This window comes from Pedobacter sp. R20-19 (assembly GCF_000708265.2).
Lineage (GTDB): Bacteria > Bacteroidota > Bacteroidia > Sphingobacteriales > Sphingobacteriaceae > Pedobacter.
Genome location: NZ_JCKI01000008.1, coordinates 187914 through 210677 on the forward strand (window position 1 = coordinate 187914; position 22764 = coordinate 210677).

Consider the following 22764-nt stretch of genomic DNA (forward strand, 5'->3'; position numbering starts at 1 on the left):
TCTCATATCTATTTATAACTTCTTTGTGCTACTTTAATATTTTCAAACTTCAATTCTTCTTTGTGAAGTTCGAAGTTTACACCTTCTTTAAATTCCCATGCTGCAACATATGCAAAGCCTTCATCATCCCTTAAGGCTTCACCTTCTTCCGTTTGATATTCTTCACGGAAGTGACCGCCACAACTTTCATTACGGTTTAAAGCATCGATACACATTAACTCACCTAATTCAATGAAATCGGCTACGCGACCAGCTTTCTCCAGTTCAGGGTTTAATTCTTCAGCAATTCCGGGTACCCGAACATTACTCCAGAACTCAGCACGTAAGGCCCTTATTTCTTCTATAGCTTCTTTTAAACCCTTCTCATTACGGGCCATACCACATTTTTCCCACATAATGTGACCTAAACGCTTATGGAAATGATCTACAGATTTAGTACCTTTTATATTAATCAAGGTATTTAATATGCCTTTTGCTCTTTCCTCTGCCTCTACAAATGCAGGATGATCCGTTGGAATGGCTTTTACTGAAATTTCTTTTGATAAATAAGCACCAATAGTATAAGGAAGAACGAAATAACCATCAGCCAAACCTTGCATCAAAGCAGATGCACCTAAGCGGTTTGCACCGTGATCAGAGAAGTTCGCCTCACCTGTACAATATAAACCAGGAACAGATGTCATTAAGTTATAATCCACCCATAGTCCACCCATAGTATAGTGTACTGCCGGATAAATCCGCATTGGTGTTTCATAAGGATTTTCGCCTGTGATTTGCGCATACATATCAAACAGGTTTCCGTATTTTGCTTTAATTACCTCAGTACCTAAGCGCATACAAGTTTCTTTATCCGGATTGTGAATACCTGATTTAGAGGCTTCAATTTTACCGTAACGTTCTGTATTTGCTTTGAAATCAAGATATACCGCTAATTTAGAAGCTCCTACGCCATAACCAGCATCACAACGTTCTTTTGCAGCACGTGAGGCCACATCACGAGGAACCAGGTTACCAAAAGCAGGGTAACGACGCTCTAAATAATAATCTCTTTCATCTTCAGGAATTTCTGAAGCTTTACGGTTATCATCTTTCTTTTTCGGAACCCAGATCCGTCCATCATTACGTAATGATTCAGACATTAGGGTTAGTTTAGACTGGTGATCTCCGGAAACCGGAATACAAGTCGGGTGAATTTGCGTATAGCAAGGGTTTGCAAAGTAAGCACCTTGTTTATGTGCCTTCCATGCTGCTGTAACATTACTTCCCATGGCATTGGTAGAAAGGTAAAATACGTTTCCATAACCACCTGTACCTAATACTACTGCATGACCAAAGTGACGTTCAATTTCGCCAGTAATTAAATTGCGGGCAATAATACCACGTGCTTTACCATCAATTTTTACCACCTCTAGCATTTCATGGCGGGTATACATCTCTACTTTACCCATGCCAATCTGGCGTTCTAAAGCAGAATATGCACCTAATAATAATTGCTGACCTGTTTGGCCGGCTGCGTAAAAAGTACGTTGTACCTGAGTACCACCAAATGAACGGTTATCTAACAGGCCACCATATTCACGTGCTAATGGCACACCCTGAGCCACACATTGATCTATAATGTTGGCACTTACTTCTGCCAAACGATGCACATTGGCTTCGCGGGCACGATAGTCACCACCTTTAATGGTATCATAGAAAAGACGGTAAACACTATCACCATCATTTTGATAATTTTTTGCTGCATTAATTCCACCCTGAGCTGCAATAGAGTGCGCTCTACGAGGAGAATCCTGAAAACAAAAACATTTTACTTTATAACCCATTTCAGCTAAGGTAGCTGCTGCAGAGGCACCTGCCAAACCTGAACCTACTATAATTACTTCAATCGTTCTTTTGTTCGATGGGTTAACCAAAGGCACAGAAGACTTATATTTAGTCCATTTATTGGTTAATTCACCTTCTGGAATATTTGAATTAATATCTGACATATCTCTTTTGTGCTAAAAACTAATTAATTAAACCGGTATAAACTGCTATTGGCATCAATGCGAAAACGATCGAAATGATAATTGAGTACCAAACACTAGCTCCCTTAATTATTCCATTATATTTTGAATGATTCCAACCCATTGTTTGGAAAGCAGAAGCAAAACCATGTAATAAATGATAACATAATGAAATCATTAGTAATACGTAAGCTGCAACTCTAACAGGATCCTGAAATTTTTCCCTCATCACCGCATACAAATCTTCATGTCCGTTAGCATCAACAGTTGGAATACCTGTAAAGCGAGATACTACCCAAAAGTCTTTTAAGTGAATTACCAAGAAGATCAGTAATAGGGTACCTAATAAGCCCATGGAACGGCTGTACCACTTACTGTTCGCACTACCATTATAAACTGCATAAGTTTGTGGCCTTGCTTTTTTATTCTGAATAGTTAGGTTTATAGCTTGGTAAATGTGTACCAATAACCCTAAAAACAAAATGTATTCACCAGCCCTGATGATCCAGTTGGTTGCCATAAAATGAGCTCCAACATTGAATGTTAAACCATTATCATCAAGAAAAATTAACGAGTTAATACCCGCATGTACTATTAAAAAGAGTATCAGGAATATTCCTGTAACACCCATCACGTATTTTCTTCCTATTGATGAAGAAAGTGCATTTCCAAAACCGCTCATTTGATTAGGATTTATATCTAAATTTCTTGCAAAAGTATCTAATTATGAGTTTAATTTATAAACGATTATGACAAAACGGCGATAAAACATTTATTTAGAAACATTCTAAGTCAGAAACGAAAGAAATTGAAAGATTTTGCTTTAATCTAAATTTAGGAGGTATCAAAAGTGAATTGGAACATAAGATTTTTTTAATGGTTCAAAAAGGTATTAATGAAATAATAGGGTGCAATAAAAGGTTAAGCGTTAAGTACAATAAGATCAACACCATTTAATTAGCATGCTAACTAACATAATTTTTAAAACTTAATGTATCAACGGTTCAAAAACAATAATAGAAAAGGAGGTAAAGTATTTTATGATATCATTGGCTGCGTCATTCGCGTACACAAGCACCGGGAAATAGCCTATAAGAAAGTGTTTATGAAAAATGCCTGAGCTATGAATTAGAGAAAATGAATATTAGGTTATTAGCAAGCAATTTTTCCAGTCGAATATGACGACTTATTCATAGACGTAGGATTATGAATGGACTTAATTGGTAGATAATAATATTATCACCGTGGAACTTAAAACTGTTGAACATACAACATCTTAAAGGATGAGCACTTACACCATCCAAATATTTAGGCACAAAAAAAGTCCCGATTTGCATCGGGACTTTCAACGATTTATGTGTTCGAGTTTTCTTAAGCTACTTTTACATTTACCGCGTTAAGGCCTTTTCTACCTTCTTCTACATCGTAGTTTACGGTATCATTCTCACGAATGTTGTCAATTAAGCCTGAAGCATGAACAAAAATTTCGGCATCGCCATTAGATGGAGTGATAAATCCGAAACCTTTAGTTTCATTAAAAAATTTTACTGTTCCTTGTTGCATTATATTGTATTTTAATTTGCACCAAAGATAGGCTTAAATACCTATAAACCAATTTTTTATTTTAAAACAATAAAATTGGTTTGAAAATACTGGCTGATTGGCCGTTAAACGCTATTTATTTGATGAATTAAATTCAGAAATACTTTCAAAATCCGGAAATTAGATCATATTTTGAGCACTAAATCATAATCCTCAGGCTATAATGTGCCTAAAATTGTTCTTTATTAATGATGCTTAATCGCTTTAGTCAGTCGATATATGATATGTCTATTACTCACCAGAGATACAATCATTAAGCAAGTTTTAAGTTTTTATCATAATTTACGACTAAATCATCTGTCAGTTTAACCATAAATATTTCATTAAAACTATCTTTTGAATGATAACTTAGAATTAAATAGTCGTCGATAGTTTTATGCAAAATCATTTTCGGACTTGTATAGGTTATCTCCACAACGTGAGCGGCCTTATTCAATAGGTCTGAGGAAAGGATATGAAGTTCAGCCCAATCGAAAAGAATTGATTGCCCTTGCAAATCAATCAAGTCAGGCATTTTATTTTTTAAAGAAATCAATATATCCATTACAGATGATTCCAGTTTTTGATGCAAAGAATAGGCTTTCGCATTTTCTTTCAACATTTGAGAAAAGGTATGTGAACTTTTACCCTGGTTATAAGGCTTAGACTTTTTTTGAAATTCGCGATAGGTACTGTGAAATATGTTTCGTTCAAAATCCGTTCTGCACATGAAGTTAATGTATTGTTTTGAACTGAGGTTAACGTAAGCTAAAGCCATATAACTGTTTTATTATTGATCCAAATACGAATAATTGACTATTAAGTTCACCTTTACTAGCCAATCGATAAACGATTAAATAACACGCATATTATAAACATGCGGTTAACATCGTTTTTAATTAAAACGTTCAATCTTGGCAATTCGCTTCAATAACAGAAAAATTAAATAGATGCTGTAACAGTCAGCTAATTATTATCCATTAATGAAGTGATCTGCAAAACGATAAATATTAAAATCTGCTTGTTTTAACGCCTTCTGAATATCCTTTATAAGCTTCTTTTTGTCAACATTACGCATTTTATTGTTTTGAATCAGCTTCCAGGCCTTCTCGGCAAAAAGAAATTCCTGTCGATGACTGGTATTGAAAATTGGTTCCATAATCCAGCGCCCTAACTCATCAATGCCTATATCTTTATCTGCTACTGTTTTTAAAACCGGAATTAATTTCACCCCTTGATGAACCATTTTTTTTAGATTATTAGCAAAAGTATCGGCCCCTTCACGATCGGCTTTGTTCACAACAAAACAGTCAGCAATTTCCATCAATCCTGATTTAATATGCTGAACATCATCTCCTGATTCGGGAACTAAAACTACAATCGTTTTGTCGGCTAAACCAGCAATTTCCACTTCAGATTGCCCAACACCTACTGTTTCAATCAGAATAAGATCAAAATTTGATGCCTTTAAAACATCCACCATTTCAATTGTTTTTGCAGAAATGCCACCTAATGCACCTCTAGTAGCTAAAGATCTTATAAAAACATTAGGATTATTAAACTGTCCGGCCATCCTGATTCGGTCGCCAAGTAACGAACCAAAATTAAATGGAGAGGTTGGATCAATCGCCAGAATGGCAATTCTTTTATTTTTAAGGGTAAAAAAATTCGTTATGGCATTTACCAGTGTACTTTTTCCTGCGCCAGGGGGGCCTGTAATACCAATAACGGGAGTTCCTGAACGACTATCCAGATTTTTGAGAATAGAATCCGCTGGCGAAACATCATTTTCAACAAGCGTTAATGTCCGGGCTAAAACCCTGTAATTACCTTGTTTAACTTCGCTTAAAATGGATAGAGGGGTATTATTCATCAATAAAACTATCTTTGTACAAATTAACAAAATAATACCAACCAAGCGCAAAACAATGTAGACAGAATGAAACCATTATGATTTACCAGAACCTATAGGGAAATTATAAACAAATCATGATCACATCATTACCGTTAAAACATATTTAAACCGATGAAAGTTACCGGCTTTACCTTCTTAAGAAATGCAGTTGCTAATGATTATCCGGCAAAGGAAGCCATACTTTCAGTTCTCCCTTTATGTGATGAATTTATAGTGGCATTGGGTAATTGTACTGATGAAACAGCCTATTTAATTAAGAGCATTGACTCAAAAAAGATCATCATTATTGATACCATTTGGGATGAATCCATCCGTGAGGGGGGACGTGTTTTTGCTGATGAAACCAATAAGGCACTGGCAGCAATTTCAAAAGATACGGATTGGATGATTTATATTCAAGGTGATGAAGCTATCCACGAAGACTATCTTCCACTGATTAAAAAGGAGATGGAACTGGAGCTCAAGAATAATCGGGTTGAGGCCCTGCTATTAAAATATAAACATTTTTATGCCTCTTATGATTACCTAGCAGAATCAAGACGATGGTACAGAAGGGAAGTTAGAATCTTAAAAAATTTACCAGGGATTCATTCTTATCGGGATGCACAAGGGTTTAGAATTAACAACAGGAAATTGAATGTTAAATTAATTGATGCCTATATTTATCATTATGGTTGGGTAAAACCACCAAAAGGTTTACAGGGAAAAGTTCGAAATTTTAATCAATTCTATCAGACAGAAGAATGGATTGAACAAAATTATCCCATTCAGGAAACGTTTGATATGCATAATGCAGATCGGTTAGTGCATTTTAAAGGCACACACCCTAAAGTGATGGAACAGAGAATTGCTGCTGCGAACTGGAAATTTGATCAGGATTTAACCAAAGTAACCCCAGAAATGAATTTCAGAAGAAAGCTCTTGCAAAAAATTGAAGATTTGACAGGGCTGCGTATTTTTGAATATCGTAATTATAAAATTGTGAAGTAAATGCAAAAAAGCGTTTCTATTGTCATCCCCAATTATAATGGCAAACATTTGCTGGAAAAATATCTGCCTTCTGTTTTTGTTGCAGCACAGAATGCCGAAACAGATTTCGAAGTGATCGTGATTGATGATGGCTCAAAGGATGATAGCATCAACTTCATTAAACAGCATTATCAAAATATCAAACTTCTGATTAACGATAAAAACAGAGGCTTTTCTTATACCTGCAACCATGGCATCAGTGAATCTAAACATGAGCTAATTTTATTATTAAATTCAGATGTAAAGCTAGATCCTGATTATTTTAAGCATCAATGGAAATATTTCAGCAAAACTGATACATTCGGCGTAATGGCCAGAATTATGAGTTTTGATAAAACCAGAATAGAAGATGCTGCCCGATTACTTTACTATTCAGGTTGCCGGGTAAAGGCGAATAAATTCTATTATAGCGAGAACACTGAAGATGAAAATGTTTATACGGCTTATCTTTCTGGTGCTAATGCATTAGTTGATGCAAAAAAGCTCAAAGAATTAGGGGGCTTTGATGAAATTTTTTCTCCTTTTTCATCAGAAGATTTTGATTTGAGCCTACGTGCATGGCAATTGGGATGGAAATGTTATTATGAACATCGATCTTTTTGTTTTCATCATGTTAGCGGAAGTACTAAAACACAAATCAAATCAAATTTTATTAAGAAAGTATATTACCGAAACAGATTTATCTTACAGCGCATTCACCTGAAAGGTATTCGATTGAGTTTACTCCCCTTTTATTTATTATTCGCAGAAGTTATTCCTAAAATTTTAGCAGGAAAATTTTGGATCTGGGATGCTTACAAACAATATTTAGCCTCCTTTACAGCAATTAACTACAGTCGTGATCAATTGACTAATTTAAAAGAGAAATATCATTCTGCCACAAGTATTGCTGATGTAATAGAAATTATTAACAAATCTATAAAAGATAAAAACATAAAACGATTGTAATTTTATGACTCGCAAAGATTCAGAATTTAAAGGTCTGTATGAAAACCGTACATTTGCTAAGTTTTATTTAGATTTTTAAGGAGAAATTTTAGACTGTTCTCTAGACTTATTATATACATTTTTCATAAATGAAAATTTACTTTCGCTTATTATCGTTTGCAAAACCAATTGAGAAGTTCGCTATTCCCTATGTCATTGCCACATTATTATCTATTCTGTTTGGAACATTTAACTTGGCCCTTCTATCGCCTTTATTTGAAACTTTATTAAACGCAAATAAACCTGCGGCTAAAACACCTACACTTACTGATAAAGCTACTGAATCATTCAGTTTGCTAGGAAAACTTAGAGAACTGGTTACCGATTCAATAGCCAAAAATTCGATTGAAAAAACCTTACTTTACGTATGCGCCATCATCGTGATATCTGTTCTATTATCGAATCTATTCAGGTACTTTTCTCAACGTTACATGGAAGATTTAAGGGTACATACCTTACTAAATTTCAGGAAAAGGGTATTTGATAATGTGATGAATTTGCATGTAGGTTTTTTTAGTAATGAGCGCAAAGGCGATATCATTTCAAAAGTAGCTTCTGATGTTCAGGTGGTGCAATTCACCGTAACCAATACATTGCAGGTAGTTTTTAAAGAGCCTGTTACTTTAATTGTATATGTAGTTCTACTATTTAATATTTCTGCGAAGCTTACATTATTCTCGCTTTTAGTAATTCCGATCTCTGCTTTTATCATTAGTAAAATTGTGAAAAGATTAAAACAACAAGCAAAGGAAGCTCATGAGTCTTTTGCAAAAATGATTGGTTTTTTAGATGAAGCTTTAAGCGGTATAAAAATAATTAAAGCTTTTAATGCAACAGAAAGGACAAAGGATAAATTCAATAATGAAAATATCTTCTATTCTAATTTAAATCGGAAAATGGTAAGAAGACAGCAATTAGGTTCCCCGGTTTCTGAATTTTTAGGTGTATTAATGATCGCTATTATTGTTTGGTATGGTGGAAGTTTAATATTGCATAACGATAAAAATGCACTCGCAGCAGCCGATTTCATAGCCTACATTGCTATTTTTTCTCAAGTGATGCGCCCGGCTAAAGCATTAACGGATTCGTTTAGTGGTATTCATTCTGGAATTGCTGCCGGAGAACGCGTTTTAGAATTGATCGATACTAAACCAGAAATGGTTAATAAAATTGATGCAATAAGTATTGCTACGTTTAATAAGGCATTAGTTTTCGATAATGTTGCTTTTAGTTACGGAGAGAAACAAATTTTAAAGAATATAAATCTTGAAATAAACAAAGGTCAAACGATTGCTTTAGTTGGTCCTTCTGGTGGTGGAAAAAGCACATTAATGGATCTAATTCCTAGGTTTCATGACCCTAAATCTGGAGCAATCAAAATTGATGGCTTAGATTATAGAGATGTAAAAGTTGAAGATCTCCGTTCACAAATGGGTACGGTTAATCAAGAGTCTTTTTTATTTAATGACACTATTTTTAATAACATCGCATTTGCCAAACCGAATGCAACTGAAGCGGAAGTTATAGCAGCCGCAAAGATTGCCAATGCACACGAGTTCATTTTGAATACAGAAAATGGTTATCAATCTTCAGTAGGAGATCGTGGTAATAAATTATCTGGTGGGCAAAGACAGCGTGTGTGTATAGCCAGGGCTGTTCTGGCAAATCCGCCAATTATGTTATTGGATGAAGCAACCTCTGCGTTAGATACGGAATCAGAGAAGCTGGTTCAGGATGCATTGAACAATTTAATGAAGAACCGCACATCAATCGTAATTGCTCACCGTTTAAGTACCATACAACATGCAGATAAAATTTTGGTGATTGATAAAGGCGAGGTGGTAGAAACCGGAAGCCATGCTGAATTGATGGGTAAAAATGGATTGTATAAAAGGTTAATTGACATGCAGACTTTTACGGATTAATAGATGAGTTTAGCTTTAAATATTGCTCGTTCTGTTACTGTACCAATATATGAGTATGAATATTCAATTTGTACACTCGTAACACGCAAAGCAGAATATAATGAAATGCTCAGCTCGTTTTTGCAAAAAGGCTTTGATGAGCAGAGTTGTGAATATTTATTTATAGATAATTCAGAAAAATGTACATTCGAGGCATTCAGTGGATTGAACCATTTTCTCCAACAAGCTAAAGGGAAGTATATCATTCTATGCCATCAAGATATTATCATACACGATCATGACCGAAAACATCTGGATGCAAAAATTGCAGAGATTGAAAGAAATGATCCAAATTGGGCATTACTGGCAAATGCAGGCGGAATTAATTTTAAGTGGATTGCTACCAATTTAACACAGGGATCTGGGAATAGGATTAAAGAAAAACGTTTGCCACTACTTACTAAAACTGTTGATGAAAACCTTATGATTGTAAAAAATAGTGCTAACCTTGCACTTTCTCATAATTTGTCTGGCTTTCACTTGTATGGAACTGATTTATGTCTTGTTGCTGATGTTTTAGGCTTTAATGCCTACATCATTGATTTTAATATCATTCATAAAAGTGACGGTAATGCAGATCATAGTTTTTATAAGTTGCGGAAAGAATTTATACATAAATATGAGTACGCCTTTCGAAGCAGATTTTTAACTACTACTATCACTCGTTTTTATCTATCCGGTAATTGGTTCACAGCCAGGTTTTACAATCTGCAACCTGTGAAATTCTTTGTTAGACAATACTATAAGGTCTTCTTGCATAAAAAAAAGTATTTATTAAAAGATAACACAACAAATCAGGCCAATTAAGCTTTTTTTTTGAAAAGAAAATATTTGTAGATATAATAACTTAACTTGTAAAATAACATACTCGGAATTTTGCCCTGTCTGTAGTATTTAAGAAGCAGTTCTTGGATGAAATTTATACTGTAATCCATATTAACCAATTTTTCTATAAATAAGCGAAAAGCTCTTTTCTCTATCTGGTATAATTCATCTTCTTCGATAGCTACAGTGCTCAAAGGCAAGATGCCCATAAACTTATCATGCACCTTTATGGTATCTTCAACCCATCCTCTAGTATAAGTTCCTTCAGAAAAATGTTCCATAAGTATACTAAAGGTAACAGCGATATCATGTTTTCTTCCTGCCGATAAGCAAAAATCAATATCGTAGCAATGAAATCCTGTTAATAATTTTTCATCAAATGGATTATCTCTTGCCACTTGTCTAGTCGTACAAATCCACATCCCATCTACAGTTACTACATTAGCCAAATCTGTATTGGTTGGGTTATAATAGATCAGTTCGGAGGCCTTATTCAAGTGTTTGTAAGATTGAATATAGTTTGAGAACTTTACTAAATTCATTTTAGATTCAGCACCCCATCCTGATGGAGAGATTGATTTATATGCACTGCCTACAACGCCAAGTACGCCAATTTTATTATTTTTTTTGAATATATCTATAACGATTAAGCCCCAATCTTGAGTAAGTATTTTGAGGTCTTCATGCATGTAGCATAAAATTTCAAACTTTGCATTTTTAGCACCCTCATTATATATCCTACAAATTCCGCTTTCTCCTTTGCTGTTATCAACAGATATGATTTCGAAGGGAACACCAATTGTCTGATTTATATTTTGATTAATATCTGTTAAATATTTGTCGTTTGCAGAAGATATAATAATTGAAATCATAGTTCAAATGAGTATTCAAAGATACCAAAATGTTTAACTTTGACCCCCAGCATCATTTTCTCATCTTAAGTAATATTTATATGACCAGGTTTATCATATCTAAAGTTTATCACACTTCTCTGTAACAATTGTTTATTTTTGAAACCATTGTAAACCTTGCAAATGCAATTTAGTTTAGATTCCAAGATATATATATTTTGCCCGGCGAACTTTGCAACCGGTGGCCCTGAAGCATTACATCAACTAGGATATTGCTTAAAATCTTTAGGGTATGATGTTTATATGCATTATTTTTACTTAGATAAAGGAGATCCTGTGCATGAAAGTTATAAAAAATATAATTTACCATATACCAATGAACCGTTAAATAGTAAGGGAAATTACATCATCACCCCAGAAACATATTTAGATCCTATATTTAAGAAGGAATATGCTTTTTTGATAAAAATCGTTTGGTGGCTTAGTGTTACAAACTATAATATCACGCTGGGTTATGCAATAGATGAAGTTAAGCATAAGAAATTTTATAATTTAAAATCTCTTCTTAATCCAAAAAAGTATAAGCCTTTACCAACCATTTCATCACTTAAAAAGAAAGGCATTTTAAGCTTGGCCCATTCCTATTTCTCTTTGGATTTTCTGAAGAAAAATAAGATGAACATCCTTGGGAAAATATCTGATTACATGAGTGATTCCTTTTATGAAAGAGTGAATATGGCAACTGTTAAAGAAGATATCTTACTATATAATCCTAAAAAAAATGGTGAGTATTTAGAATTGCTTAAGGCAAAAAGTCCTCATTTAAATTGGAAAGCTTTAATAGATATGTCCCCAGATGAAGTTGCCTATTGGATGAATAAGAGTAAATTATACATAGATTTTGGCTACCATCCTGGACAAGAGCGAATGCCAAGGGAGGCGGTTTTAATGGGATGTTGTGTCATTACGGGGAGTAAAGGTTCTGCTGCTTATCACGATGATGTACCTTTACCAGATGGATTTAAATTTGATGAGGATAAAGATTTACCAGAAAAGGTCTTTTGTCTGATCGAAGAGGTATTGATTAATTTTGATACGAATATCAAGCTCTTTGAAAATTATAAGAAAACAATACTAGCTGAGAAAGAAAATTTCGATAAAGCAGTACGAAATGTATTTGGAGGCGAAAAAAAAATAAAAAATGATTAATCAGAAAACTTCAAAAATTAATTACGATTTTATTGATTCATTAAGGTTTATTTCCATGTTTGGAATTGTAATGGAGCATAGCTCATTTTTTTTTGGCGCAAAGTTCAAGTCATTTGATGAAAAGATAGTTCAAATTTTTAGTCTTCAGTTTTTCAAATTTGGAACCATTATATTCTTTCTTCTTGCCGGATTTTTAATAGGAGATAAGTTTAATAGGTATAGTACGAAAGAATATTTAAAAAGAAGAATCGACAATACGGTAAAGCCCTGGTTTTTTTGGGTAGTACTATTATTTATTCTTAATTATATAGATGTAGCAGTTCGAAATCTAAAATCAGGCGAATCAATTTTTATGGGAAAGACTCTTGTAAACATTCTAGTTGATTTTGGAGATATCGTTTTTAATACAAGTTTTTGGTTTATACCTAACTTTCTTATTTGTATAGCTATTTTACTATTGTTTAGGAAATATTTATACAATAAGTTCTTTGGTATATTTTTGCTTTGTCTATCTTTATTTTACTCCATTAATCTTTATTTTGATATTTTTCCAACTTCACATACAACAGCTTTATTCGGTTTTATATTTTATTTATGGCTTGGCGTTCAAATCAATAAACATTATGAAAATTTTAAAGAGTTAATTCGGAAAACTTCTCTTTTACTTTTAGTAACGTTTACTATTGTAACATTCATTCTATCGAGTTTAGAAAGTTATTACCTCTTGGTAAAACTTCCAATAGATCCTTTTAATACTTTAAGAATCTCTAATATCATTTATTCTCTTATATGCTTTTCATTATTATATAAGCTAGGTGATAAAATTGCAATTAAGCGATTTAACTCTAGTACATTGACATTTGGAATTTATTTGGTTCACCAGCTATTAATTTTTAGATTAATGCCTCTTATTTTCAGACCGCTTCATATTGACTTCGAAAATAAATCTGCATATTACTTTTTAATCATTCAGTTATTCACTTTTGCCATTGTTTATACAGTAAGTGTTTTAATCGTTTATTTAATTAATAAAAACTCAAAAATTAAGTGGGTCATTGGTAGATAAACCGCTCAAAGAAATTACAATTTAACATAAATGATGCCTTTGATGTATTAATAAATTGAAGTTTGATTTGTAGTATTTCGCATGCTATAAATATTTCCCATTTTAGTTAAATAATTAACTTCAAAAAATAGCCTCAATAATTAATTGAAGCTATTTTAATATTTATTTAGCTGACATACATAGATATCTATGATATATCAGACGCTTAATTTAAAAAGTAATAATAATATCTACTACTGAACGTAGAATGCAATTCCTTCATATTGCCAATCCCGAACGCCAGCCAATTCACCAGCATCTCTAGTATAAACTCGGTCACCACTTTTTGAATTATAATACTTATAAACTGCCTTAGTGTCATTGCCAGATGAAATAAGAACATATCCTGCTATTCCTTCACTATCATACCCGGGAGGAGGAGTTGGGTTATTTGGTTGAAATACATGATCATCAGCACGAGGTCTATAAAACCTATATAGTGGAACATAAGAACCTTCTTGTACAACTTTAATAAGTCCGTAATCACCTTCAGATTGCCATCCTATTTTCAATAGTTCTCTTTTTTCCTTTACTGAAGCAGTAATCATATGCCGCCCCCCACTTGGATTGAAAATACGAGTTAGAAGCATCATATTTGAAGATGGAACAAGCATAATCGGCATAGAAAAATTAGTTGAGTTATCGTTTGATTCACCTTCAGCACGAAATTTTAGTCTTATATTACCAGTTGTAAAGCCTGCTGGTAAAGTAAAATTAAAGCTGCCTTGATAAAGTCTTGCAGCGCCCATAGCGAACAACGGAAGGTTAATAGGATTGTTTATAGGAGTATCTGTACCATCATCAGCATGGTGATATAGTATTACTTCAATTGATCTTGGAGCAGCTTGTTCTATTGAAAAGAAATTAAGGGAGGCAGTGAATGGTGTTGGCGTAGAAGCTACAACAGGTAGCTTATCATAGAGTATAGAACCATTTGAAATTTCGATAGTCAGTGGTCTTACAAGAGCTTTTGTTGCTAAATTTATTGAAAACAAAAACAATAATGATAGTAATAGTATTTTCTTCATTTTACTTTCCCTCACTTTCATATTCAGCTTGATAAACATTTGAATTATTATAAAGATTCTCTATCATTTCACGTTCAAAATGATTGCTTCCAAAAACATATTGATTAGAAGTTGGATTAAATTTTACATTGTCAAAAGGAACTTCTGATATTATAGAGATAAACTTTCGAACTTTTAAAATCTTAACAGATTCTTGAGTATTAACAACCTTAGGTAATTTACTAACTTGTTGTAAATCTTTTTTACAACCCAGCATAAGTAATATTGATGCTAATGTAATTGACATGCAACAATAACGAAGAATATTTTTTTTCATATATTTTTTTTTAAAATTAGCAATGAAAAATATAAAGTATGACAACTATTAGTTGTCATACTTTATATTTTTCATACATCATTGAATAGTTAAAAACTATCTTTTAGAGATGACAGTTTACGTGAGAATAGTTATTATATTGAAAAAATTTCTTTTGTATCTCTATTCTCCTGCAGCTTGCAAAGGCAAATGATAATAAAAAAAATATAGTAGCATATTTATATCTATACCAATCTTTTGTTGTGATGTGAATTTCCAAATCTTAACTCTTAAATAATCAATCGATTACAGCAATACTAATAAAAGACGTTAATGCAATATTTAAGACACAAATTAAGCCATTTAAATTATTAATATTGATAATCTTTACATATTAATATTTACTTATTATACCTACATTTGCACACTAGAAAAACTAATTATTATCAGTTCTTAGCATGTTAGATATAGGAAATACCTTAAGAAGATATAGAGATGAACGCAAATATACCCAGCAATACGTAGCCAATATCATAGGGATAAGCAGAGTAGCCTATAGAAAATGGGAAAACAATGAAGTTGATTTTGCCCTCTCCCAATTAAAGAAAATAGCCGATTTGTATGAGATTCACATTCATGAAATCATTATCCAATCGAAATTTAATAAGAATCAAATAATTCCAATACAACAAAAAGGGCATCAATATTATTGATGCCCTTGGTATATCTATTTACTAGCTAATTACAATTTTCTAGCTACTTCTACTTGTTCGTAAGCTTCTACAATATCACCTACTTCAATGTTGTTAAAGTTCTGGATGTTCAGACCACATTCGTAGCCTTTAACCACTTCTTTTACATCATCTTTAAAGCGTTTCAATGATGCTAATTCACCAGTGTAAACGACAACCCCGTCTCTAACGATACGGATTTTGCTGTTACGGGTAATCTTACCATCCAACACCATACAACCTGCAATGGTACCCACTTTAGTGATTTTGAAAGTCTCGCGAATTTCAACGTTAGCCACAATTTTCTCTTCAAATTCTGGATCCAACATACCTTCCATCGCAGATTTAATCTCATTAATGGCATCATATATGATAGAATATAAACGAATATCGATTTGCTCTTGCTCAGCTAATTTACGTGCACCAGTCGATGGACGAACCTGGAAACCAATAATAATCGCATCAGAAGCAGAAGCTAACAATACATCAGACTCTGAAATCTGACCAACACCTTTGCTGATGATATTAATTTGGATTTGCTCAGTTGAAAGTTTCAATAATGAATCGGCTAATGCTTCAATTGAACCATCAACATCACCTTTAACAATGATATTAAGTTCTTTAAAGTTACCAATAGCCAAACGACGACCAATCTCATCCAATGTAATGTGTTTCTGTGTACGTAATCCCTGCTCACGTTGTAATTGCATTCTTTTGTTTGCAATATCACGTGCCTCAGTTTCACTTTCCAATGCATTGAAACGATCACCTGCTGTAGGTGCACCTTGCATACCCAATACTTGTACTGGTTGTGATGGACCTGCTGAATCTACTTTAGCACCACGCTCATTAGTTAATGCCTTAACACGTCCGCTAAAGCTACCCGCTAAGATCGGATCACCAACTCTTAATGTACCCGCCTGAACCAATACTGTAGTTACAATACCTCGACCTTTATCTAATGCAGATTCAATAACTGAACCTGTAGCTCTTTTATTAGGGTTAGCTTTAAGTTCTAATAACTCAGCTTCTAGTAATACTTTATCTAAAAGTAAATCAACATTTAATCCACTTTTGCTTGAGATTTCCTGTGATTGATATTTACCACCCCAGTCTTCAACCAAAATGTTCATTACCGATAATTGCTCACGAACCTTATCTGCATTTGCACCAGGTTTATCCACTTTAGTAAAAGCGAATACCAAAGGTACACCTGCAGCTTGTGCATGATTAATAGCCTCTTTTGTTTGAGGCATCACTGCATCATCCGCAGCAATAACAATAATTGCAATATCGGCAACCTTCGCACCACGGGCACGCATCGCTGTAAATGCTTCGTGACCAGGTGTATCTAAGAAAGTTACTTTTTTACCAGTTGGTGTTGTTACCATATAAGCACCGATGTGCTGGGTAATACCACCTGCTTCACCAGCAACTACATTTGCTTTACGGATATAATCCAGCAATGAAGTTTTACCGTGATCGACGTGCCCCATAATTGTAACAACCGGAGCTCTTTCAATTAAATCAGCTTCGTTATCTTCTTCCTCAATTACGTTTTCTTCATCTTCGTCTGGTTTAACGAATTGAATTTCATAACCAAATTCATCAGCAACAATGGTTAATGTTTCAGCATCTAAACGCTGGTTGATGGAAACAAACATACCCAAGCTCATACATGTACCAATAATTTTGGTTACCTGTACATCCATCATACTTGCTAACTCATTAGCCGTAACAAATTCTGTTACCTTTAATATTTTAGATTGAGATTCAAGTTCATTTGCTGCTTCTTCTGCATTAAAGGCAACATCATCACGTTTCTGACGACGCAATTTAGCACGTTGAGCAAATTTACCAGACTTACCAGCTCCACTTAAACGAGCAAGTGTTGCCTTAATCTGATCTTGAATTTCTTTCTCAGTAGGCTCTTCTTTAGGTCCGCTTGGTGTAGCATTTCTATTTTGGAAACCTGGTCTGTTATTATTTCTATTTCCTTGATAAGGTGTACCACCTTGTCCGGCAGGGCGGTTACCTTGATAAGGCGTACCTCCACCTGGCCTGTTACCTTGATATGGTGTACGTGGCGTACCTGATGCACCTGGCTGACCCTGACCTGCAGGATTTTGTCCTTGCTGACCTTGGCCACCATGTTGACCTGGCTGCCCTGGGGCTCCCGGAGTTTTTTTACGCTTACGTTTACGCTTGGCAGCTTCACTATCGCTAGATGATGCTACCGGACCATTTCTTCTATCAGGAGTGGTAGGTAAAACAATCTTACCAATAATATTTGGGCCTGTTAATTTTACAGTACGGGCTTTGATTACTTCTGGCTCGTTGCTCACTGGCTTAACCTCTGGTTTTGCTTCTACAGGTTTTTCTTCCGCTTTTGGCTGCTCAACAGGTTTTACCGGTTCAGGTGCTTTTGCAACTGATGAAGGTGTAGGCGCAGTAGTAACTGGAGTTTCCTCTTTCTTAACCTCTACAGGTTTTTCTTCAACTTTAGGCTGTTCTACAGGCTTAACTGGCTCAGGTGCTTTTGCAACTGGCGCAGGTGTAGGTGCCGGAGCAGCAGGAGTTTCCTCTTTCTTAGCAGGGCGTGTTTTTGAATTAAGATCGTTTAAATCAATCTTTCCTACAATTTTAACGCCTGGTAATCCACTCTCTTCAGCTTTATCTTCTGCCTTATTTGCAGCTACTGGTTCTGCTGCCGCAGGAGTCGGTGCCGGCGTTTCAACCTTCGGCGTTTCAACAACCTTAGGTTTTTCTACCGGAGGTGTAAATGTTTGAGTATTCTTGATCAGAATCTCTTCATTTTTCTCAAAATCGGTATTTTTCTTCGGCGCTTCTACTGGCTTTTCAGTCTCAGGCTCGTCACGACGTATTTTACCAATCACTATTTGCTTGGCTTCTTCTCTTACGATCTTATCTCCCTGATACTCTTTCAATAAGGCACTATACATGTCTCCCGTAAGTTTAAACATAGGGCTCTTCTCGGCAGAGAATCCCTTTTTGTTTAAAAACTCAACGGCCGTACCCATGCCTATATTAAGTTCCTTAATAGCTTTAATTAAAATGATTGGTTTGTCGTCTGACATTTAGCTCCTGTTATTTTTTAATATAATACAAAAGTAGTGTTTATTTGGCAATTACACCACTTATTCAAATTCTGACTGTAAAATCTGAACCACTTCTTTAATGGTTTCTTCTTCTAAGTCTGTGCGTTTTACCAAATCTTCTACTGTAAGTGCCAAAACACTCTTAGCAGTATCGCACCCGATAGCCTTCAATTCATCAATAATCCAGCTATCAATCTCATCTGAGAATTCTTCCAAATCCACATCTTCGTCACTTTCTTCTCCAGCTTCACGGTAAACATCAATTTCATAACCAGTTAATTTACCAGCTAATTTAATGTTATGTCCGCCACGTCCAATTGCTAATGAAACCTGATCTGGTTTTAAATAAACCGAAGCATGTTTAGTCTCATCATCTAATTTAATAGAAGTGATTTTTGCCGGGCTTAGCGCACGGGTGATATATAATGAGATATTATTGGTGAAATTAATCACATCAATATTTTCGTTTTTCAATTCGCGAACGATACCATGGATACGAGATCCTTTCATACCCACACAAGCACCTACCGGATCAATACGATCATCGTAAGATTCTACAGCAACTTTAGCACGTTCTCCTGGTTCACGAACAATTTTCTTCACGGTAATTAAACCGTCAAAAATCTCTGGAACCTCCAATTCGAACAAACGTTGTAAAAACTCAGGCGCTGTTCTTGAAATAATAATTTTTGGATTCGCATTAATCATTTCTACTTTAGAAATTACAGCTCTCACCGAATCCCCTTTTTTGAAATAATCTGCAGGAATCTGCTCTGTTTTAGGCAATAAAAGTTCATTACCTTCATCATCCAAAACCAAAGTTTCTTTTTTCCAAACCTGATAAACCTCGCCTGTGATAATTTCACCTACACGATCTTTATATTTTTTAAAGATCTCATCCTTTTCTAATTCCAATACTTTAGAAACCAAAGTCTGGCGGGCAGCTAAAATCGCTCTCCGACCAAAGCTTTCTAAAGTAATTTGTTCAATATAGTCGTCACCAACTTCTAAACTTGGGTCAATTTTATTCACTTCAGCAAGTTCAATCTCTAAATCATCATCTTCAGAAAACCCATCTTCCATTACTTTTCTGGTTCTCCAGATCTCTAAATCTCCATTATCCGGGTTCACAATTACATCACAGTTTTCGTCTGTCCCGTATTTTTTACGTAACATACTACGAAAAACTTCTTCCAACACACTGATCACCGTTGGGCGATCTATATTTTTAAAATCTTTAAACTCCTGAAAAGAGTCGATTAAATTGATTGTTGTAGTACTCATTTTTATTTAAATGAAATTAACACACTTGTTTCTAATATATCATTAAACGGCACAGTTGTTTGAACATTTACCGCTTTTTTTCCTTTTTCTTTTACCGATTCTTCCAGCAACAAGTTCTCTTCTGTAACCTCCAGAAGCTTTCCTTCTTTTTTTCGCCCATCCTTTAATTTTACACTTAAGGTACGGCCAACATTCTTAATATACTGGCGATTCAACTTCAGTGGTTCACCTACACCAGGAGATGACACTTCTAAATTATAAGCCTGCTCGATTACATTTTCTTCTTCTAAATGAAATCCCACATGCCTGCTTATGGCAACACAATCTTGTATACTAATACCTTCATCGCCATCAACATGAATAATTAATTTATGGTTTGGCAACATTTTCACTTCTACCAGAAAAAGCTCTGGCCGATCTGCTATCTTTTCCTCAACAAGAACTGCAACTCTCTTTTCTACCTGCATATTTTAACCTAATTTCATAGAAAAAGGGGACATTGTCCCCTTCTCTTTTCTTCGATTACAATGCAAATGTAGGTATATTTTCTATAAAATCAAATACCAGCCTTAATTATTATGCTGATTATTACCGTTTAAGTGTTTGCCGTTGGGGCTGCAGGCTTTGTTTAACCTGACTTAAAATTAATTTTTCTACCGTTGCAAATTCAACACCTATTAAACTTTCAACTACATAATCCTTTCCTTTTACAAAAGGTAAATCTGGCTTAAAAACAATAGAATCTCCAATTAATTTAATTTTACCATGAACTAAAGTTTCATCCTGCAGACTATCCTGTTCACCAGGTTTAATTAAAACAGTAAATAGCTGATTAGAATCTGCATCTATCGCATACGCGTCTCTAACCTTTAATAAGCTTGCCTTATCCAGATTTTTAATTACTATTGATGCACTATCCTGTGAAAACTTAATGATTGGTTTTTTGTTTGTACCAGAACAAGAAATCAATAACAGTGCGAATAGTGCAACTATTAAAAATTTATATAAGCTTTTAAACATTAACAAATTTAACATTATGAGATTAATTATTGAAGTTCTTTTGATGGGACTTGCCTTTTTTATCGGGGCCAAACTTGTACCTGGTGTAGAAGTTACAGGATTTATGAGCGCACTTGGGGCAGCCGTATTAATCGCACTAGCTAATGCAACGATTGGCTTTATTTTGAGGCTACTAACCTTCCCAATCAACTTTTTAACATTAGGCCTGGTATCATTTATCATCACTGTCTTAATGATTCTTTTGGTAGACAGCATGATGACCTCTTTCAATACTTCAGGATTTTTCGCTGCTGCATTTTTAGCGATCATAGTAGCCTTGATCAAAGCAATTTTTGGTGCTGTTGCAGGAGAGAAAGAATAGTGGGGAGTTTGGAGTCTTTAGTCGAGGGTTCATAGTTCAAAATCGTAAGTCTAAAGGCTTCTTCGATAAAACAAAAAAGACTGTAGTCTTGAGTCAGTTGGACTCATGACTACAGTCTTTCAACTTCAGACTAAATTTAGCGAATCACCTCTCTAGAAATAACCATTTTTTGAATTTCTGATGTACCTTCATAAATCTGCGTAATTTTAGCATCACGCATTAAACGTTCAACATGGTATTCCTTTACAAATCCATAACCACCATGCACCTGAACGGCTTCAATAGTTACATCCATAGCTACTTTCGAGGCAAATAATTTCGCCATTGAGCCAGCTTGTGTATATGGCAACCCTTGATCCTTTAACCATGCCGCTTTATAAACGAGTAATCTGGCAGCTTCAATTTGCGTGGCCATATCAGCCAATTTAAATGCGATGGCCTGATGTTCTGAGATAGGTTTCCCAAAAGATTTCCTTTCTTTGGCATATTGTGTTGCCAATTCGAACGCACCCTGAGCAATACCTAAAGCCTGTGCTGCAATTCCAATTCGGCCACCTTCCAATGTTTTCATGGCGAATTTAAACCCAAAGCCATCTTCTCCTATTCTATTTTCTTTAGGCACTTTAACATCATTGAACATTAAAGAATGGGTATCAGATCCACGAATTCCTAATTTATTTTCTTTTGGACCAATAGTGAAGCCCTCCATGCCTTTTTCTATGATAAAAGCATTGATTCCTTTATGCCGTAATTCCGGATGAGTTTGTGCTATAACTAAATATGTAGATGCAGAATTTCCATTAGTGATCCAGTTCTTGGTTCCATTTAGTAAATAATAATCGCCCTTATCTTCGGCAGTTGTACTTTGAGAGGTAGCATCAGATCCTGCCTCCGGCTCTGAAAGGCAAAATGCCCCAATCTTTTCACCAGAGGCTAAAGGTTTCAGGTATTTTTCTTTTTGCTCTTCGGTTCCATAAGCTTCTAAACCATAGCAAACCAGAGAATTGTTTACAGAAACTACAACTGATGCAGATGCATCAATTTTGGAAAGTTCTTCCATTACCAAAACATAAGAAATGGCATCAAGTCCACTCCCATTATATTTTTCGCTGACCATCATCCCCAGGAAACCTAGTTCTCCTAGTTTCTTCACTTGCTCTGCAGGAAACTTTTGATGCTCATCGCGCTCAATTACACCTGGTTTCAACTCCTGCTGCGCAAAATCGCGAGCCGCTTGTTGAATCATCAATTGCTCTTCACTTAATTCAAAATGCATAACATTTATGTATAAAAGGTTTAAACCAAATGTAGCATTTCTAAATGAAAATTACTATGGCTGCATAGTAATTTTTTATTCAAAAAACTTTCATAAAATAAAAATATGATTGCTTTATGTGTTTAAGTAGCTTAAGAAATTAATTAAGTTGGACACTCTCAATCTTCAATGAATGAAT

21 protein-coding genes are annotated in these 22764 nt (G+C 34.7%); 8 read left to right on the forward strand and 13 right to left on the reverse strand.

The features are described 5' to 3' along the window. Positions 1–8 precede the first annotated feature (8 nt). From AN34_RS17700 to meaB, 5 genes are all read right to left on the reverse strand, one after another. A complete protein-coding gene (locus tag AN34_RS17700) occupies positions 9–1988 on the reverse strand; it encodes a fumarate reductase/succinate dehydrogenase flavoprotein subunit (protein WP_029287612.1) in 1980 nt (659 codons plus the stop codon). A 19-nt stretch (positions 1989–2007) separates the two neighbouring features. Next, positions 2008–2688: a succinate dehydrogenase cytochrome b subunit gene (locus AN34_RS17705; RefSeq protein ID WP_029287614.1), complete on the reverse strand. Its 681-nt coding sequence runs from the start codon at positions 2686–2688 to the stop codon at positions 2008–2010. 689 nt (positions 2689–3377) lie between these two features. Continuing rightward, the gene (locus AN34_RS17710; protein WP_010599638.1) at positions 3378–3569 is read right to left on the reverse strand and encodes a cold-shock protein; all 192 of its coding nucleotides are present in this window, start codon (positions 3567–3569) and stop codon (positions 3378–3380) included. 292 nt (positions 3570–3861) lie between these two features. Further along, the gene (locus AN34_RS17715) at positions 3862–4365 is read right to left on the reverse strand and encodes a hypothetical protein (RefSeq protein ID WP_029287617.1); all 504 of its coding nucleotides are present in this window, start codon (positions 4363–4365) and stop codon (positions 3862–3864) included. A 195-nt stretch (positions 4366–4560) separates the two neighbouring features. After that, complete coding sequence (meaB, locus tag AN34_RS17720; protein ID WP_029287619.1) at positions 4561–5460, reverse strand: methylmalonyl Co-A mutase-associated GTPase MeaB; 900 nt, start codon at positions 5458–5460, stop codon at positions 4561–4563. Between the two features lie 153 nt (positions 5461–5613). Here meaB and AN34_RS17725 point away from each other — a divergent pair, with 153 nt between their 5' ends. The 4 genes from AN34_RS17725 (at position 5614) to AN34_RS17740 (ending at position 10289) form a co-directional block, all read left to right on the forward strand. Beyond that, complete coding sequence (locus AN34_RS17725; protein WP_029287621.1) at positions 5614–6492, forward strand: hypothetical protein; 879 nt, start codon at positions 5614–5616, stop codon at positions 6490–6492. Beyond that, positions 6493–7479, forward strand: coding sequence for a glycosyltransferase family 2 protein (locus tag AN34_RS17730; RefSeq protein ID WP_029287623.1), 987 nt, complete (start codon positions 6493–6495; stop codon positions 7477–7479). A 128-nt stretch (positions 7480–7607) separates the two neighbouring features. Then, the gene (locus AN34_RS17735; RefSeq protein ID WP_029287625.1) at positions 7608–9443 is read left to right on the forward strand and encodes an ABC transporter ATP-binding protein; all 1836 of its coding nucleotides are present in this window, start codon (positions 7608–7610) and stop codon (positions 9441–9443) included. A gap of 3 nt (positions 9444–9446) precedes the next feature. Beyond that, complete coding sequence (locus AN34_RS17740) at positions 9447–10289, forward strand: hypothetical protein (RefSeq protein ID WP_029287628.1); 843 nt, start codon at positions 9447–9449, stop codon at positions 10287–10289. Here the strand turns inward: AN34_RS17740 and AN34_RS17745 are convergent. Continuing rightward, positions 10286–11179, reverse strand: coding sequence for a glycosyltransferase (locus AN34_RS17745; RefSeq protein ID WP_051666704.1), 894 nt, complete (start codon positions 11177–11179; stop codon positions 10286–10288). The two genes, AN34_RS17740 and AN34_RS17745, sit on opposite strands and share 4 nt — an antisense overlap. 162 nt (positions 11180–11341) lie before the next feature. Between AN34_RS17745 and AN34_RS17750 the strand changes: the two genes are divergently transcribed. Both AN34_RS17750 and AN34_RS17755 read left to right on the forward strand, forming a co-directional pair. Further along, positions 11342–12367 carry a hypothetical protein gene (locus tag AN34_RS17750; protein WP_029287633.1) on the forward strand — a complete coding sequence of 342 codons (1026 nt, stop codon included), beginning with the start codon at positions 11342–11344 and terminating at the stop codon, positions 12365–12367. Then, positions 12360–13433 carry an acyltransferase gene (locus AN34_RS17755; RefSeq protein WP_029287636.1) on the forward strand — a complete coding sequence of 358 codons (1074 nt, stop codon included), beginning with the start codon at positions 12360–12362 and terminating at the stop codon, positions 13431–13433. Before AN34_RS17750 ends, AN34_RS17755 begins: the two co-directional genes overlap by 8 nt. A 233-nt stretch (positions 13434–13666) precedes the next feature. On the opposite strand, the gene AN34_RS17760 is transcribed toward AN34_RS17755, so the two are convergent. Then, positions 13667–14521: a hypothetical protein gene (locus AN34_RS17760; RefSeq protein ID WP_029287638.1), complete on the reverse strand. Its 855-nt coding sequence runs from the start codon at positions 14519–14521 to the stop codon at positions 13667–13669. Next, positions 14502–14816 carry a hypothetical protein gene (locus tag AN34_RS17765; RefSeq protein ID WP_029287640.1) on the reverse strand — a complete coding sequence of 105 codons (315 nt, stop codon included), beginning with the start codon at positions 14814–14816 and terminating at the stop codon, positions 14502–14504. The genes AN34_RS17760 and AN34_RS17765 overlap by 20 nt, the downstream gene beginning before the upstream one ends. A 437-nt stretch (positions 14817–15253) precedes the next feature. On the opposite strand from AN34_RS17765, the gene AN34_RS17770 reads away from it, so the two are divergent. Further along, entirely contained in the window at positions 15254–15508 is a 255-nt protein-coding gene (locus tag AN34_RS17770) for a helix-turn-helix transcriptional regulator (RefSeq protein WP_051666705.1), read from the forward strand. A gap of 29 nt (positions 15509–15537) precedes the next feature. Here AN34_RS17770 and infB read toward each other — a convergent pair whose 3' ends face one another. The 4 genes from infB to AN34_RS17790 form a co-directional block, all read right to left on the reverse strand. Continuing rightward, the gene (gene infB, locus AN34_RS17775) at positions 15538–18624 is read right to left on the reverse strand and encodes a translation initiation factor IF-2 (protein WP_029287642.1); all 3087 of its coding nucleotides are present in this window, start codon (positions 18622–18624) and stop codon (positions 15538–15540) included. A gap of 60 nt (positions 18625–18684) precedes the next feature. After that, entirely contained in the window at positions 18685–19929 is a 1245-nt protein-coding gene (gene nusA, locus AN34_RS17780; RefSeq protein ID WP_029287643.1) for a transcription termination factor NusA, read from the reverse strand. A 2-nt stretch (positions 19930–19931) separates the two neighbouring features. Further along, positions 19932–20396 carry a ribosome assembly cofactor RimP gene (rimP, locus tag AN34_RS17785; protein ID WP_029287645.1) on the reverse strand — a complete coding sequence of 155 codons (465 nt, stop codon included), beginning with the start codon at positions 20394–20396 and terminating at the stop codon, positions 19932–19934. 121 nt (positions 20397–20517) lie between these two features. Then, positions 20518–20949 (reverse strand): hypothetical protein, encoded by a 432-nt coding sequence (locus tag AN34_RS17790; protein ID WP_157263352.1) that lies wholly within the window; start codon positions 20947–20949, stop codon positions 20518–20520. Positions 20950–20965: 16 nt separating this feature from the next. Between AN34_RS17790 and AN34_RS17795 the strand changes: the two genes are divergently transcribed. Next, positions 20966–21310 carry a phage holin family protein gene (locus tag AN34_RS17795; protein ID WP_029287649.1) on the forward strand — a complete coding sequence of 115 codons (345 nt, stop codon included), beginning with the start codon at positions 20966–20968 and terminating at the stop codon, positions 21308–21310. Between the two features lie 136 nt (positions 21311–21446). Here AN34_RS17795 and AN34_RS17800 read toward each other — a convergent pair whose 3' ends face one another. Beyond that, positions 21447–22586 carry an acyl-CoA dehydrogenase gene (locus AN34_RS17800; RefSeq protein WP_029287651.1) on the reverse strand — a complete coding sequence of 380 codons (1140 nt, stop codon included), beginning with the start codon at positions 22584–22586 and terminating at the stop codon, positions 21447–21449. Between the last annotated feature and the right edge of the window lie 178 nt (positions 22587–22764).